Here is a 17,481-nt window from a genome sequence, read left to right as displayed (position 1 = left end):
TTCCAAGTAGCTTGAATATATAATAATGAAAAAATATGCAGAAAAAAACAAAATTAAACATATAACTTATAGCAGAAAAGTATAAAAGGCGTTAGAATTAGCCAATTATCACTTTCGAGAGGAATTACACATGGAATCGTTAATCAGTCTTTTAGGTATTGTAGTATTGCTAGGTATTGCATTCTTATTATCAAATAATCGTCGAGCGATTAACTTGAGAACTGTACTTGGTGCGTTATTAATTCAAATCGGTTTAGGGGCTTTAATTCTTTATGTGCCTGTTGGGCGAGATGCTTTGCTCTGGTTGTCTAATGGCGTACAAAAGGTGATTAGCTATGGTTTTGATGGGATTCAATTTGTATTTGGTGGGTTAGCCAGTGACAAAATTTTTGAAGTAATGGGAGGCGATGGATTTATTTTTGCAGTACGTGTCTTGCCATCAATTATTTTCTTCTCTGCGTTAATTTCTGTACTTTATTATATTGGTGTTATGCAATGGGTGATTAAAGTCATCGGTGGTGGTTTGCAAAAATTATTAGGTACCTCAAAAGCGGAATCTATGTCTGCGGCGGCAAATATTTTTGTGGGTCAAACGGAAGCCCCATTAATTGTTAGACCTTATATCAGCAAAATGACCAATTCTGAATTATTTGCCATTATGTGTGGTGGTTTAGCCTCTATTGCAGGTTCAGTATTAGCTGGTTATGCAGGTATGGGCGTACCATTACCATATTTAATCAGTGCTTCTTTTATGGCGGCTCCAGCAGGGTTATTATTTGCTAAAATTTTATATCCACAAACTGAGCAATTTGATGATGATATGTCACATGTCGTTTTAGAAAAACCTGCTAATGTTTTAGATGCTGCTGCATCTGGTGCATCATCTGGTATGCAATTAGCCTTAAATGTTGGAGCAATGTTAATAGCGTTTATTGCATTAATTGCTTTGATCAATGGTATTTTAGGTGGCATTGGTGGTTGGTTTGGTTATGCGGACTTATCACTTGGTATGATTTTTTCTTGGGTCTTTAAACCGTTAGCTTGGGTAATCGGTGTGCCTTGGGAAGAAGCAGGCGTTGCAGGTCAAATGATCGGAACAAAATTAGCAATTAATGAATTTGTTGGCTATTCAGAATTTACTAAGTATTTAAGCCCTGAAAGTGCGATTCAATTAACCGATAAAACCAAAGCAATCATTACTTTCGCATTATGTGGTTTTGCCAACTTTGGGTCGATTGCTATTTTAATCGGTGGTCTTGGTGTTATGGCACCGAATCGCCGTGGTGATATTGCTCGTTTAGGAATTAAAGCCGTTATTGCAGGATCTTTAGCTAACTTAATGAGTGCAACTATTGCTGGTTTATTTATTGGCTTAAGTGGTGTTGCCTTGGCTTAAACTGCGGTATAATAGTTAGCATATTTATTTATACACCACAGCATTGGTCTGTGGTGTAGTTGTTTTTAATCCTAGATGTTTGTTACGTAAATTTACGTAAGGGAAGGAAATTATGAAACGAGTGTTTATCATCATGCTAGATTCTTTAGGAATTGGTAGTGCAAGGGATTCGGATAAATTTGGTGATAAAGGCGCCAATACACTAGGGCATATTGCACAATATTGTGCTGAGAACCAAGCGAATAGTTCTGATTCCTTTATTCGACAAGGTTTGTTAAAAATGCCTAATTTAGAGAAATTAGGTTTAGGATTAGCAGCGGAAAAGTCTTGTGGTGAACTGCCGAAAGGTTTTCAATCCTCTCCTGAATTAATTGGTGGTTATGCCTTTGCTCAACAAATATCGTCAAGTAAAGATACCATTTCTGGTCACTGGGAAGTGGCTGGTGTGCCAGTCTTTTTTAAATGGAATGTCTTTCCACAACAAGAAAATAGCTTTCCACAAGAATTACTGAATCGTATTGTACAAAAAGCAGGATTAGTCGGTTATTTAGGTAATTGCCATGGGACAAGTGCAATGATCTTAGAAAAATTTGGTGAACAACATATTAAAACGGGTTTTCCTATTTTTTATACCTCAGAAGAATCGGTTTTTCAAATTGCTTGCCATGAACAACATTATGGTTTAGAGAAATTATATAAACTTTGTCAGATTGTGCGTGAAGAATTAGAAAATGATAATATTGGACGTGTTATCGCTCGTCCCTTTATTGGCGAAAGAGTAGAAGAGTTTAAACGTACCAGTAATCGCCGTGATTTTACCTTGGAACCACCAACCAAAACAGTCTTACAGAAATTGATTGAGGAAAAGCAAGGATCTGTTGTTGCTGTCGGTAATGTAGCTGATATTTATGCTCATACAGGAATCAGTAAAAAAGTTAAAGCCTCAGGATTGGAAGAACTGTTTGATAAAACCTTGCAAGAAATACGAAGTGCGGGGGAAATGACCCTAGTTTTTGCCAACTTTGTTAATTTTGATGCCACTGTCGGTTATCATCGTGATGTTGTTGACTATGCGACAGGATTAGAATATTTTGATAGTCGTTTACCAGAATTACTGGAATTAGTGAATAATGAAGATTTGTTAATTCTGACCACTGATCATGGTTGTGATCCAACTTGGCAGAATTCGATTCATACTCGTGAACATATTCCTATTTTACTTTATGGTTCAAGTGTGCCTAAAGAATTTTTAGGTCAACGAGAAACCTTTGCAGATATTGCACAAACTATAACAAAATATTTTGATTTATCTCCGATGGATTACGGTAAATCCATACTTTAATTTACTATACATAAAAGGAAAAAATTATGACTCCACATATTAACGCACCTGAAGGTGCATTTGCTGATGTTGTATTAATGCCCGGTGATCCACTTCGAGCTAAATATATTGCTGAAACGTTTTTAGATAATGCTCAAGAAGTAACGAATGTTCGCAATATGCTTGGCTACACAGGGACTTACAAAGGTCGCCGTATTTCTGTTATGGGGCATGGCATGGGTATTCCGTCTTGCTCAATTTACAGTAAAGAATTAATTACTGAATATGGTGTGCAAAAGATTATTCGTGTTGGTTCTTGCGGGGCGGTGCGACAAGATGTCAAAGTTCGTGATGTCGTTATTGGTATTGGTGCTTGTACTGATAGCAAGGTCAATCGTATTCGTTTTAAAGATAATGATTTTGCTGCCATTGCTGATTTTGATATGGCTCAAGCAGCTGTTCAAGCCGCAAAAAATAAAGGTGTAAACGTACGGGTAGGAAATTTATTTTCAGTAGATTTATTTTATTCTCCTGATGTAGGAATGTTTGATGTCATGGAAAAATATGGCATTCTTGGGGTAGAAATGGAAGCCGCAGGGATTTATGCAGTAGCGGCAGAATATGGGGCTAAAGCCTTGAGTATTTGTACGGTTTCAGATCATCTTCGTACTGGCGAACAAACCAGCTCAGAAGAACGTCAATTAACTTTCAATGACATGATTGAAATTGCATTAGAAAGTGTGTTGATAGGTGATATAGCTCAATAATAAATGTAAGAAAGTGCGGTGTTTTTCACCGCACTTTTGTCTTTTTATTTTGTTTTGCTTGATTTATCTTCGGGTAAAATCAAATTCAATAGCAAGGCTAATAAGGATCCTACGGTAATCCCTGAACCAAAAATTTCTTTAAAGAAAGTTGGTAGTTTATCAAGTAATTCTGGACGGGTTGTTACAGCTAGACCACAACCAATCGAAATAGCAATAATTAAACCGTTGCGTTTGCTACGTTCAATGTTATCTAGCATTTGAATACCTGCCGCAATAATCATAGCAAACATCATTAATCCTGCACCACCTAATACAGGTAATGGAATGGATACGATTAATGCACCAAAAACAGGGAATAATCCTGCTAAAACTAATAATCCACCGGTAAGAGCCACGACATAACGGCTGGCGACACCTGTCAGGGTAATCACTCCGATATTTTGTGAGAAAGATGAGAATGGCGTAGTTGACATGATTGCAGCTAGAGCAGAACCTAAACCATCACAAAGTATGCCGCCACGCAAGTGTTTTCCCGTGATTTCTGTTTGAGTAGCATTACCTAATGCAAGAAAGTTACCATTACTTTCAACGATTGTTACTAAATATGCAATCGCCATGCCGATAATTCCAGTAATTGGGAAAGATAAGCCAAAATGTAAGGGTTGTGGTAAAGCAAAGGCTTGAGCTTCTTTAACCCCAGTAAAATCAATCCAGCCGAGTGCAAGACAAAGAACATAGCCAGTCATCATACCGATTACGATTGCAGCTGCGGAGAAAATTCCTGTCCCCCATTGTACTAATGCTACGACAATAACTAATACAAAGGTTGCCATCATCAGATTTTCAGGGGCAGCATAATTGGCATCCGTACGTTGACCACCTGCAAACCAATCCACTGCGACAGAAATCAAACTTAAACCTATCATCATTACGACAGTGCCAGTGACCACTGGTGGGAATAATTTACGAATGTGTGGCATAAAGAAACTGCCAGCAATCATGACTAATGCTCCCACTAATGAGGAGCCAAGAATACCAGCAACACCATGTTCACTAAAACCTACCGCAAGTGCAGCTGATACAAAAGTAAAACTTGTTCCCATTACACTAGGTAAGCGAATACCGATCGGACCTAATCCACGGCACTGAATAATGGTAACAATGCCTGAAACTAACAGGGCAGCATTCACTAAAATAATGGTATCTGGGGTTGGTAATTTTAATACATTACCGATCACCAAAGGTACAGCTATAATTCCCCCCAAAGCGGCAAGTAAATGCTGTGCAGCTAATAATAAACTTAACCCAAAAGGTGGTTTATCTTCTACTGCGTAAAGTAGGTTATTATTCATAATGATTCCTTAACTAAAAAATAGGCACGCATTATACAGCAAACGTTTGCGTTTTGTTAGAAAAAAGTGCGGTGAAAAATATAAAAATTTTCACCGCACTTCGAGTTTTTTTATCTAAATAATACTCCGCATCTTGTCTATAAAGCTACGGAGTATTAAGGCTACTTCGGTATATTTTAGGTGAGGAAGCGTTCCGTTAGTACGGCGTTCCTTACCATTGATATCCTACGCTGGCTGCAGCACCAGTGTCGCCACGGGTATTGCTATTAACAGAGAATTTAATCCCGATTTTACCATTATCTGATAAACGAGAATAACCTACTGCTACTGCACCTTCGCCTTTATAAACACCAGCACCTGCAGCGACCATTGATTTACCTGGTAAGGTTACGTGATATAAGTTACCTGCAGCCATTGCTCCAGCAATACCAGCTCTAAGGTTTTTATCTACTTTATTAATGCTGCTGTTGATATGGTTAGCCATATTACGTACTTGGCTTACATTAACCGCATCATTATTCGCTTGACCAGCCGCTACATTAGTAATACGAGTAGGAGAAACACCATCATCACCAGTAACACTAATTGCATTACCATAATTATCGGTAGTTGTACCTATTTTCGCTGAATTACCTTTTGTTCCAACAGTCACGCTATCAAAGGTCGGAGTCATTGAAGTCGCAATGGCAATATTTTTACCATCTTGCGTAATTGCAATGTTATTACCCGCTTTCACACTGACGGTATCGCCCATAGCTACTTTAGTTGTAGAGTTTCCAGTAACTGTACCTGTAGAACCATCAACCATACCAGTTGTTACATTCCAACCTTTAGAAACTTCTTGTTCGAGGTTTGTTACATTTTGGTTGGTTGCATACAACTGGCTACCATTTACAGCATCTTTGCTATCTGCAGCAATTTTACCATTTGCAACATTAGCCACTTGATGATTACCTGCATTGATACCACTATCTTTACTGATAGTTACGTCACCAACGGTTACTTTATCAAAGTCCACATCAGATGCTGTGGCGACCGTATAAACAGTTTGACCATTTTTACCAGTTGTAGTGCTGACATTTACGTTATTACCTGCTTCCACTTCTGTTTTCGCAGCTTTTACATTTTGTTCAACTTGATAAATCTGAGCACCGTTAATAGCATCGGTACTGGTTGCAGAAATATCGCCAGCTAATACACCAGTCAATTTCTTATTACCAGCATCAATACCTGCTTGTGTAACACTTGGACCGCCAGCAATAGTTAAACCATTATCGGTTACAGTCGTATTACCAACAGTTAAGCCGTTATTATCAACGGTGGTGTTACCAATCTTCATTGAACCATTAGCACCTAAATCAATATCTTTGGCTAAATCAAATGTTACATTGCCATCTTTGTTAGTGATATTGATATTCTTATCCGTATTGGTTAATGCAACAGTTGAATTTGGTTTCACGGTTGAACTGTTAGTACCATCAGTCAAGATCCAACCAGCATTAGCTGTGGCATTGACTGCATTTAACTGACTCATATTGACTGCATCAGTATCTGCTACGCCTGCACCAACGTTACTAATCACATTACCGCCATTATCCAAACCGTTATCAGTTAAACTCACAGGGTTTTTACCAGCAACATTTGATGTAATAGTAAAGCCATTACCATCAAGAACCGATTGGCTATTGCCTGAGATAAAGGTGGCGTTTGTTAAGTCTCGTAACTCTTTCGCCATTTTGATAATGAGTTCACCATTTTCGTTATCTACACGTAGGTTTTTATCGGTAACGTTAGCAGTAGTTGATAGATTACCTTTAATGGATAATTGTTCATTCAATTTCTTAGTAATAACTTTACCGTCATCACCAACGAATTGTAATCCATCATTTAAGGTGGCAACTTCTTCTGGCGTACCATCTGATTTGGTATAAGTAATACGAGTTTTGCTGGCGCCATTCAGACCATCATTACCAGCAAGACCTTTTGCACCATCGGTAACAGTAATAGAAGCATTTGTACCATCTTTGCCAATGATACCAATAGTACCGTTGGTACCGTCTAAGCCGATTGAACCAGGTAATCCATCAGAACCAATAGACACTGTGGCATTTTCTGCATCAAGGGTGATTGCATTGTCACCGTCTTTATCTTTAACGTTAACTACACCTGAAGTACCTTCTTTACCACCGATAGTCACATTATTACCTAAGCCAACTTCTAAACCACCTAAAGTAGTATTCGCTGTAACCGTAATACCATCTTTGCCATTTAGAGCAATAGTTTTACCGAGATCTTGTGTAACTTTATCACCTTTATCATCGGTTAAACCAAAACCACCACCAGCTGATGCGTTAGTAATATTATGAATTGAATTTTTCAAATCACCGACATTGACAACATTTGTTAATGTGTCGCCAGTTGCATTAGCAAGGGTTACATTTGATCCATCAGCATTATTGACTAAACCGCTTGATACATTAGTAATCGTATTATTACCGTTGTTTAAACCTGTTTCAGTCAAACTTACGGTATTTGTACCATTGGTAATAGTTACCCCGTCTTTATCGATCACAGTTTTATCGGTGCCACTACCAAATGTTGCATTAGTCAGATTGGTTAGTTCTTTCGCCATTTTGATAACTAACGCATTATCTACCACATCAACCCGTAAGTTTTGATCAGTTACATTGGCTGTTTGTGATAAATTACCTTTAATGGTTAGGGTTTCATTGAGTTTTTTACCTACGGTAACGTTAGTATCATCACCAGTGAAGAATAAACCGTCATTTAATGTAGCAACAGTTTGGTTATCGTAAGTGATACGTGTTGTATTGGTACCGTCAATACCATTAGTACCGTTGACTACGGTAATATTGGCACTTGCCCCGTCTTTACCTGTTAAACCGATAGTACCGTTTGCACCATCTAAGCCGATGGTGCCGTTAGTACCTGAATCACCTTTTAAGGTAATGGTTGTGGCATTTAAGTTATCAGCCAAAGTAAAGGTTACATTATTACCGTCATTGACAATAAGAATATTATTATCAGTATTGGTTAATGTAACGGTTGAATTTGGTTTCACGGTTGAACTGTTAGTACCATCAGTCAAGATCCAACCTGCATTAGCTGAGGCATTAACCGCATCTAATTGATCTTTATTTACGGCATCTGTACCATTTGTACCGTTGGCGACATTAGTAATAGTCTTATTACCATTATTTAAACCGTTCTCAGTTAAGCTCACTGTATCTGAACCATTGGTAATAGTCACCCCGTCTTTATCGATCACAGTTTTATCGGTGCCACTACCAAATGTTGCATTAGTCAGATCGGTTAGTTCTTTCGCCATTTTGATAACTAACGCATTATCTACCACATCAACCCGTAAGTTTTGATCAGTTACATTGGCTGTTTGTGATAAATTACCTTTAATGGTTAGGGTTTCATTGAGTTTTTTGCTGATATTTACGGTTGTATTATCACCAGTAAAATATAAACCATCATTTAAGGTCGCAACTTGTTCTGAACTACCATTTGCATTTTCATAAACGATACGAGTTTTGTTAGCACCACTAGCAAGATCATTGCCGTCAATACCTTTAGTACCATTTGCAACGGTAATTGAGGCATTTGTCCCATCTTTGCCGTTGATACCAACAGTGCCGTCTAAACCGTTCAAGCCGATAGATCCAGCAGCTCCATTAGAACCTATATTGACTGTCGAATTTCCAGCATCAAGGGTAATTGTATCATCGCCGTCTTTATCTTTGACATTAACTATGCCTGCAACACCGTCTTTGCTACCGATAGTTACATTATTACCTAAGCCAATTTCTAAGCCATCTGAAGCTGTATTAGCTGTAACCGTAATACCATCTTTGCCATTTAGAGCAATGGTTTTGCCGAGATCTTGTGTAACTGGCTTACCTTTGTCATCGGTTAAACCAAAACCACCACCAGCTGATGCGTTAGTAACATTATTAATGACCGTTTGAAGATCACCAATATTGGCTACATTTTTCAATGTGTCGCCAGAAGCATCTTTAAGCGCTGTACCACCTAAACCGCTTGATACATTTGTGATTTGTTTATTACCTGCTTGAATACCATTGTTGGTGACACTTGGACCATTAGTAATGGTCAATCCTGTAGAATTTAACAGCGTATCACCCATGGTTACACTACCATCACTGGTTAAGTTTAGATCTTTCGCCAATTTCACCATTAATGTGTTGTTGGTATTATCAGATACCACACCTAAGTTATTATCACTTAGTTTGGATTCATCGGTTATACCGCCTTTCACATTAGTTTGTTCACCTAATTTACGAGTGAAGTTTGTACCTATATCACCACCATACATCGTACCTTTATTAATCGTAGCTGTATTGTTAGCAATATTTTGGGTATTGTTTGCCACATTTTGGTTAGTAGCAAACAACTGTGACCCATTTACGGCTTCAGTTGAAGTGGTAGAAAGAGTGCCGTTGGTTACACCAGAAATCGTTCCATTATTGTTAATAGTTGTGCTATTAACCTTTAATGAACCGCTAGTACCTAGATCTACCGTGTTATTTAATGAAACATTAAGAGTAGAACCATTGTGAGTTACCTTGATATTGTTATCACCATTGAAAGTGACGGTACCATTTGGTGCAACATTAGTTTTTATTGCGTTACCACTAGTATTAAAGTTCCAACCTGCGTTAGCTGTAGCATTGACCGCTTTTAACTGATCAAAGTTAACTGCGTCTGTACCATTTGTACCGTTGGCGACATGAGTAATCGTATTATTACCGTTATCCAAACCGTTCACTGTTAGACTTGTCGTATTTGTACCATTGGTAACAGTGATTCCATCACCTGTTACAGTCGAATTATTAGTCGCATTAGTAAATACAGCAGAGGTTAGATTAGTTAAGTTAGATAATAAATCTAAACTAATTACACCGTTATCCATTTTAACTTTAATATTACCAGCTGCAGTTGCTGCACTAGCATCTGCACCACCATTAATTGTGATGGTGTCACCCAATTTACGATTAAATTCAGTGTTGGTATCTGTAGTATTGAAAGTTAATCCCTTACTTACAGTGGTATTTAAGTTAGTTACATTTTGGTTAGTTGCATATAACTGTGAACCATTTACTGCATCTTTAGAATTTGCATCTACTGCACCGTCAGTTACGTTAGTAATTTTCGTATTAGCAGCATCAATACCTGATTTAGTGACATTCGGACCGTCTTTAATGGTTAAACCATCATTATTAATTGATGTACCACCAAATGCCGCACTAGTTAAATCAGTTAAGTTTTTGGCTAAATTAAAGGTAACATTGTCATTTGAACTATCTTTGCTAATAACGATATTATTATCGGTATTATTTAAGCTCACCGTTTCATTTGGTGTTACTGTTGATTCGTTGGTACCATTAGCCTGTAATTTCCAACCAGCGTTAGCTGTGGTAGTTACTGCATCTAACTGAGCTTTATTTACAGCATCTGTATCATTTACACCAGCTTTTACATTAGTAATAGTTTTATTACCGTTATCCAAACCGTTCTCAGTTAAACTTATAGTGTCTGTACCATTAGTAATGGTTACACCGTCTTTATTGATTACAGTTTTATCAGTAGTATCATTACCAAATGTTGCACTGGTTAAATTGGTTAATTCTTTCGCCAATTTCACCATTAATGTGTTGGTGCCATCGGATACCACGCCTAAGTTATTATCAGTTAAAGCTGTTGTATCGGATATACCACCTTTCACATTCGCTTGTTCCCCTAATTTAAGGGTAAATGCGTTACCAATATCGCCACCATACATCGTACCTTTATTAATCGTAGCTGTATTGTTAGCAATATTTTGGGTATTGTTTGCCACATTTTGGTTAGTAGCAAACAACTGTGACCCATTTACGGCTTCAGTTGAAGTGGTAGAAAGAGTGCCGTTGGTTACACCAGAAATCGTTCCATTATTGTTAATAGTTGTGCTATTAACCTTTAATGAACCGCTAGTACCTAAATCTACCGTGTTATTTAATGAAACATTAAGAGTAGAACCATTGTGAGTGACATTGATATTGCTATTGCCATTAAAAGTGACAGTATTATTTGGTGCAACATTAGTTTTTGTTACGTTACCACTAGTATTAAAATTCCAACCTGCGTTAGCTGTGGCATTGACCGCTTTTAACTGATCAAAGTTAACTGCGTCTGTACCATTTGTACCGTTGGCGACATGAGTAATCGTATTATTACCGTTATCCAAACCGTTCACTGTTAGACTTGTCGTATTTGTACCATTGGTTACAGTGATTCCATCTCCTGTTACAGTCAAATTATTAGTCGCATTAGTAAATACAGCAGAGGTTAGATTAGTTAAGTTAGATAATAAATCTAAACTAATTACACCGTTATCCATTTTAACTTTAATATTACCAGCTGCAGTTGCTGCACTAGCATCTGCACCACCATTAATGGTAATGGTGTCACCCAATTTACGATTAAATTCAGTGCTGGTATCTGTAGTATTGAAAGTCAATCCCTTACTTACAGTGGTATTTAAGTTAGTTACATTTTGGTTAGTCGCATATAATTGTGAACCATTTACCGCATCTTTAGATGTTGCATCTACCGTGCCATTGGTTACGTTAGTAATTTTCGTATTCGCAGCATCAATACCTGATTTAGTGACATTCGGACCGTCTTTAATGGTTAAACCATCATTATTAATTGATGTACCACCAAATGCCGCACTAGTTAAATCAGTTAAGTTTTTGGCTAAATTAAAGGTAACATTGTCATTTGAACTATCTTTGCTAATAACGATATTATTATCGGTATTATTTAAGCTCACCGTTTCATTTGGTGTTACTGTTGATTCGTTGGTACCATTAGCCTGTAATTTCCAACCAGCGTTAGCTGTGGTAGTTACTGCATCTAACTGAGCTTTATTTACAGCATCTGTATCATTTACACCAGCTTTTACATTAGTAATAGTTTTATTACCGTTATCCAAACCGTTCTCAGTTAAACTTATAGTGTCTGTACCATTAGTAATGGTTACACCGTCTTTATTGATTACAGTTTTATCAGTAGTATCATTACCAAATGTTGCACTGGTTAAATTGGTTAATTCTTTCGCCAATTTCACCATTAATGTGTTGGTGCCATCGGATACCACGCCTAAGTTATTATCAGTTAAAGCTGTTGTATCGGATATACCACCTTTCACATTCGCTTGTTCCCCTAATTTAAGGGTAAATGCGTTACCAATATCGCCACCATACATCGTACCTTTATTAATCGTAGCTGTATTGTTAGCAATATTTTGGGTATTGTTTGCCACATTTTGGTTAGTAGCAAACAACTGTGACCCATTTACGGCTTCAGTTGAAGTGGTAGAAAGAGTGCCGTTGGTTACACCAGAAATCGTTCCATTATTGTTAATAGTTGTGCTATTAACCTTTAATGAACCGCTAGTACCTAAATCTACCGTGTTATTTAATGAAACATTAAGAGTAGAACCATTGTGAGTGACATTGATATTGCTATTGCCATTAAAAGTGACAGTATTATTTGGTGCAACATTAGTTTTTGTTACGTTACCACTAGTATTAAAATTCCAACCTGCGTTAGCTGTGGCATTGACCGCTTTTAACTGATCAAAGTTAACTGCGTCTGTACCATTTGTACCGTTGGCGACATGAGTAATCGTATTATTACCGTTATCCAAACCGTTCACTGTTAGACTTGTCGTATTTGTACCATTGGTTACAGTGATTCCATCTCCTGTTACAGTCAAATTATTAGTCGCATTAGTAAATACAGCAGAGGTTAGATTAGTTAAGTTAGATAATAAATCTAAACTAATTACACCGTTATCCATTTTAACTTTAATATTACCAGCTGCAGTTGCTGCACTAGCATCTGCACCACCATTAATGGTAATGGTGTCACCCAATTTACGATTAAATTCAGTGCTGGTATCTGTAGTATTGAAAGTCAATCCCTTACTTACAGTGGTATTTAAGTTAGTTACATTTTGGTTAGTCGCATATAATTGTGAACCATTTACCGCATCTTTAGATGTTGCATCTACCGTGCCATTGGTTACGTTAGTAATTTTCGTATTCGCAGCATCAATACCTGATTTAGTGACATTCGGACCGTCTTTAATGGTTAAACCATCATTATTAATTGATGTACCACCAAATGCCGCACTAGTTAAATCAGTTAAGTTTTTGGCTAAATTAAAGGTAACATTGTCATTTGAACTATCTTTGCTAATAACGATATTATTATCGGTATTATTTAAGCTCACCGTTTCATTTGGTGTTACTGTTGATTCGTTGGTACCATTTGCTTGTAATTTCCAACCAGCGTTAGCTGTGGCATTAACTGCATCTAACTGACTTTTATTTACCGCATCTGTACCATTAGTACCATTAGCAACATGAGTAATCGTCTGATTACCATTATCTAAACCTTTCTCGGTTAAGCTAACAGTTGTTGTGCCGTTGGTAATGTTTAATCCATTATCATTGATTGTGCTATTACCCACAGTCACAGATCCAGCATTGGTTAAATTTAATGTATTATTTAAATTAACTTGGATTTTACCATTAGCTACAGAGGTATTAATATTATCGTTACCACCAATCACCTCAACTTTTTCGCCTAATGCTTTAGTGATCTCTTGACCATCTTGGGCTTTTAAACCAAAACCTTTGGCAATTTCAGTGGCATTTTTGGTAATATTTTGCGTATTATTTGCAATATCGCCCGTATTTTTAGTAATGTTATTGGTGTTGTTAGTAATGTTATTAGTATTGTTGGTAATATTATTGGCATTATTAGTAATATTTTGAGCATTATTACTAATATTTTGCGTATTGTTTGTTACGGTATCTTTAAAAGATTGAGCAATATCTACCGTGATATTTTGACCATTTACCGTGGTATTAACATAATTTGGCGTACCTACAATATCAAAATGCGTGCTGGTATTATTAATAGTCGCATTTACACCTTTATTATCAGCACCTACAGTAAAACTTTGTAAAGCTGAATCCGCTTTACTTAACGATGCGTTTACTTCATCAGCTAATTTAAAGCTCACTTTGCCATTTTCTGCCGTGGTCACGATTTGTTTATCGGTACCTGCAAAAGTGACTGTCTCGGTCAATTTATTTGAGCCGTTAGTATTATTGTCACCTTTATAAGTTAAAGTAAAATTATCCACATAATCTTTATTGGCAGCATCAGTCCCAGCGATTGGTGTCGCAACATTGGTTATATTCTTATTACCTGCATTTACCCCTGATTTAGTGATACTTGGACCAGCAGTAATAGTTAAACCATCACTATTAATCAAAGTATCCCCAAAGGTTGCATTGGTAAAGGTTGGGGTCATAGAGGTTGCAATAGAGATATTTTGACCACTTTGCGTAATATTGATATTCTGACCCGCATCAATAGTAACAGTATCGCCCATCTGAACATTTTTATTTTCAGTACCTGAAGCGTTACCACCAGTTGATGCAGAAGTTGTAATATTCCAACCTTTATTTACAGTTGCATTGGCAGCGTTTGCAGTCGTATTAGCTGCATTTGCAGTGGTATTCGCCGTATTTGCGGTAGTATTTGCCGCATTGGCAGTATTATTCGCTGTAGTCGCAGTGGTATTGACCGCATCTAACTGACCTTTATTCACTGCATCTGTAGTATTTACACCAGCCGCTACGTTAGTAATGGTTTTACTACCTGCATTTATCCCTGATTTGGTTATACTTGGACCACCAACAATAGTTAAACCGTCATTCTGAATTAAAGTATCCCCAAATGTTGCAGAAGTAAATGTTGGTGTCATTGAGGTTGCAATAGAGATCTTTTGACCATTTTGGGTAATATTGATGTTTTGACCTGCATCAATCGTGACATTCTCACCCATTTGAACATTTTCATCGGTGGTATTTGTTGCAGAACCATCTGATGCAGAAGTTGTAATATTCCAACCTTTATTTACGGTGGCATTGGCTATATTTGCCGTAGTGTTTGCTGCATTTGCGGTAGTATTCGCTGTATTTGCGGTAGTGTTCGCAGTATTCGCAGTGCCATTCGCTGTATTTGCGGTAGTATTTGCCGCATTTGCAGTGGTATTCGCCGTATTTGCAGTACCATTAGCCGTATTTGCAGTACCATTAGCCGTATTCGCAGTAGTATTCGCTGCATTAGCCGTAGTATTAACCACTTCTAACTGACCTTTATTGACTGCATCGGAATTATTTACCCCATTAGCTAAGTTAGTAATGGTTTTATTACCCGCATTTATCCCTGATGTGGTAACACTCGGACCATTGGTAATAGTTAGCCCATCACTATTAATTGTTGTTCCACCAAATGTTGCAGAAGTAAATGTCGGTGTCATGGAAGTTGCAATAGAGATCTTTTTGTCACTTTGGGTAATATTGATGTTTTGACCTGCATCAATAGTAACTGTTTCACCCATCTGAACATTTTTTGACTCATTACCTGAAACACTACCACTGGATTGCGAAGTTGTAATATTCCAACCTTTATTTACGGTCGCATTCGCTGTATTTGCGGTAGTATTTGCTAAATTTGCAGTTTTATTTGCCGTATTTGCAGTGTTATTCGCCGTATTGGCGGTGTTATTCGCTGTGTTCGCAGTATTATTTGCAGTATTCGCAGTGCCATTCGCTGTATTTGCGGTTGTATTTGCGGCATTTGCAGTCGTATTCGCCGTGTTCGCCGTAGCATTCGCAGCGTGTGCTGTAGTATTGGCGGTTTCGATAGTAGTTTTCGTAGTTTGGCTTAAATCAATTTCATAAGAAATATTATAGCCATTAACTTTTTCCGTTACATTTACAGAAGTAGAGCCTGCTTTTGCTGTGGTATTGTAAGCATTAACAGTGTAAACAGGTCCCTTTGTTCCAGTAGTTGAAGTGGTTGAAGCAATATTCGTATTATTTCCTGCCACAACAGTCGGTATTTTTTTGCTTAACGTATCAGCAACTACATATAACTGAGAACCATTGATCGCATCTGTGGAAGTCGCAGAGATTTCACCTGCTGCAACATTTTTGATTTGACGCTCATTATTTTTTGAGCCAACACTCACATACCCTTTGGCTTGACTACCAACACCAGCAAAAGTGCTATAGGTTATCGTATTAATAGTTGCTGAATTAGTCGAGTTTACAGTTGCAGTACCACTTGAACCATTACCTAAAATTACTGAGTTTGCATCGGTAGCAGTTACATTATTACCCACTACAAAACTGTTGTTCGCATTAGTCGTAATGTTATTGTTATTACCCAACGAGTAAGAGCTATTTGCACTAACTTTTGTTGAACCACCAATCGCACCAGACATTGTACCTGTCACATTGTCACCAGTACCAATAGCAATAGAATCATTTGCTGAGGCTTTTGTATCTAAACCAATAGCCGTGGCATTAGTACCATTAGTTTGAGCCAATGAACCAATTGCGGTAGAATTTTCACCAAATGAATTTGCTTTATAACCAATAGCAGTAGAATGGGCATCACGGGCTCGAGCAAATGCACCAACAGCAGTTGCCTCAATGGCGGTAGTTGAAGTATTAGAATAACGTGTTTCTACACCATTATCACCCGCAGTGGCATATACCCCAATCGCAGTAGAACCATTACTTAATGCTTGTCCATGTACCCCGACTACAACTGAACCTACCCCTGATGCAAGGGAATTTCGATAGTTATTGCCTGAATTTTTCAGATAACCAATATTTGATCGGAGGTTTTGATAGTTATAAGGATCGGTTGTTGTATTTACACTGGAACCTGTATCATCACCACCAATCACAATAGAACCAAAACCTGTTGCATAAGCATTATTACCAATAGCACTCGATTGTGCTCCAGTAGCTTGTGCCGCATCACCTAAGGCAACTGATTGATTTCCATTGGCGACTGAAGACGCACCAATAGCGACAGCACCTTGGCTACGATCCCCTGCATCGGTTATATATGCGGTTGCATTTACACCGATAGCAATACTACCTGGTCCAATGGCTTTTGAAGTATTACCAATAGCTATACTATCTATTCCATTAGTGCTAGATCCATTACTGGTTGTAGCATTAGCTGCTGTAGTTGCACCAATCGCAATACTTGTCGCCGATGCAGTTTGAATCGTAGAAAATAGCGGAATTGCCACCGCACTTAATTGAAAACAAATACTCAATAACGAAGACAATTTACTTTGTTGATTGACAACGGAAGATTTTGCTTTGCCTTGGCTTGAGGCAAGTTCAGAAACAACCACAAAAGACTGTGTTACTTTGCTCCAGATAACTTTATAAATTTTGTTCATATTGAACCTTACATATTGGTGTTGATAAAACTCATTCAGATTATATAGATAGATAATATCTCCATAATATTCGCTATCTATATAATCTAAACCGATTTCAATCTTCTATTTTCCTCTTTATGTTAAAGGTATTTTTGCTAGAAGATCGGGTAACTTTATGTTGTGTATGTAATTTAGGATTGGCGAATTTTAATACTAAGTTGTATAATAGTCAAGTCAAGTCAAGTCAAGTCAAGTCAAGTCAAGTCAAGTCAAGTCAA

5 protein-coding genes are annotated in these 17,481 nt (G+C 37.6%); 3 read left to right on the top strand and 2 right to left on the bottom strand.

The features are described 5' to 3' along the window. Window positions 1-130 precede the first annotated feature (130 nt). The 3 genes from O1Q80_RS08915 to deoD all read left to right on the top strand — a co-directional run bounded on the left by O1Q80_RS08915 (window position 131) and on the right by deoD (window position 3,484). Window positions 131-1,396 (top strand): NupC/NupG family nucleoside CNT transporter, encoded by a 1,266-nt coding sequence (locus tag O1Q80_RS08915; protein ID WP_386694579.1) that lies wholly within the window; start codon window positions 131-133, stop codon window positions 1,394-1,396. A gap of 112 nt (window positions 1,397-1,508) precedes the next feature. Next, entirely contained in the window at window positions 1,509-2,738 is a 1,230-nt protein-coding gene (locus O1Q80_RS08910; protein ID WP_386694577.1) for a phosphopentomutase, read from the top strand. Window positions 2,739-2,764: 26 nt separating this feature from the next. Continuing rightward, window positions 2,765-3,484, top strand: coding sequence for a purine-nucleoside phosphorylase (gene deoD, locus O1Q80_RS08905; RefSeq protein ID WP_386687103.1), 720 nt, complete (start codon window positions 2,765-2,767; stop codon window positions 3,482-3,484). 44 nt (window positions 3,485-3,528) lie between these two features. On the opposite strand, the gene O1Q80_RS08900 is transcribed toward deoD, so the two are convergent. Further along, window positions 3,529-4,836 (bottom strand): nucleobase:cation symporter-2 family protein, encoded by a 1,308-nt coding sequence (locus tag O1Q80_RS08900; RefSeq protein ID WP_386687101.1) that lies wholly within the window; start codon window positions 4,834-4,836, stop codon window positions 3,529-3,531. A 211-nt stretch (window positions 4,837-5,047) separates the two neighbouring features. After that, complete coding sequence (locus O1Q80_RS08895) at window positions 5,048-17,221, bottom strand: ESPR-type extended signal peptide-containing protein (RefSeq protein ID WP_386694575.1); 12,174 nt, start codon at window positions 17,219-17,221, stop codon at window positions 5,048-5,050. Between the last annotated feature and the right edge of the window lie 260 nt (window positions 17,222-17,481).

The organism is Lonepinella sp. MS14435 (assembly GCF_042485795.1).
Taxonomy (GTDB): Bacteria; Pseudomonadota; Gammaproteobacteria; order Enterobacterales; family Pasteurellaceae; genus Lonepinella.
Note: the sequence above shows the minus strand (reverse complement) of the source record. Positions and strands in the feature narration are given on the sequence as shown.

Bases quoted from the DNA above. Each gene is read 5' to 3' on its own strand.
- O1Q80_RS08915 (WP_386694579.1), top strand. From the start codon at position 131: ATGGAATCGTTAATCAGTCTTTTAGGTATTGTAGTATTGCTAGGTATT.
- O1Q80_RS08910 (WP_386694577.1), top strand. From the start codon at position 1,509: ATGAAACGAGTGTTTATCATCATGCTAGATTCTTTAGGAATTGGTAGT.
- O1Q80_RS08895 (WP_386694575.1), bottom strand. From the start codon at position 17,221: ATGAACAAAATTTATAAAGTTATCTGGAGCAAAGTAACACAGTCTTTT.
- deoD (WP_386687103.1), top strand. From the start codon at position 2,765: ATGACTCCACATATTAACGCACCTGAAGGTGCATTTGCTGATGTTGTA.
- O1Q80_RS08900 (WP_386687101.1), bottom strand. From the start codon at position 4,836: ATGAATAATAACCTACTTTACGCAGTAGAAGATAAACCACCTTTTGGG.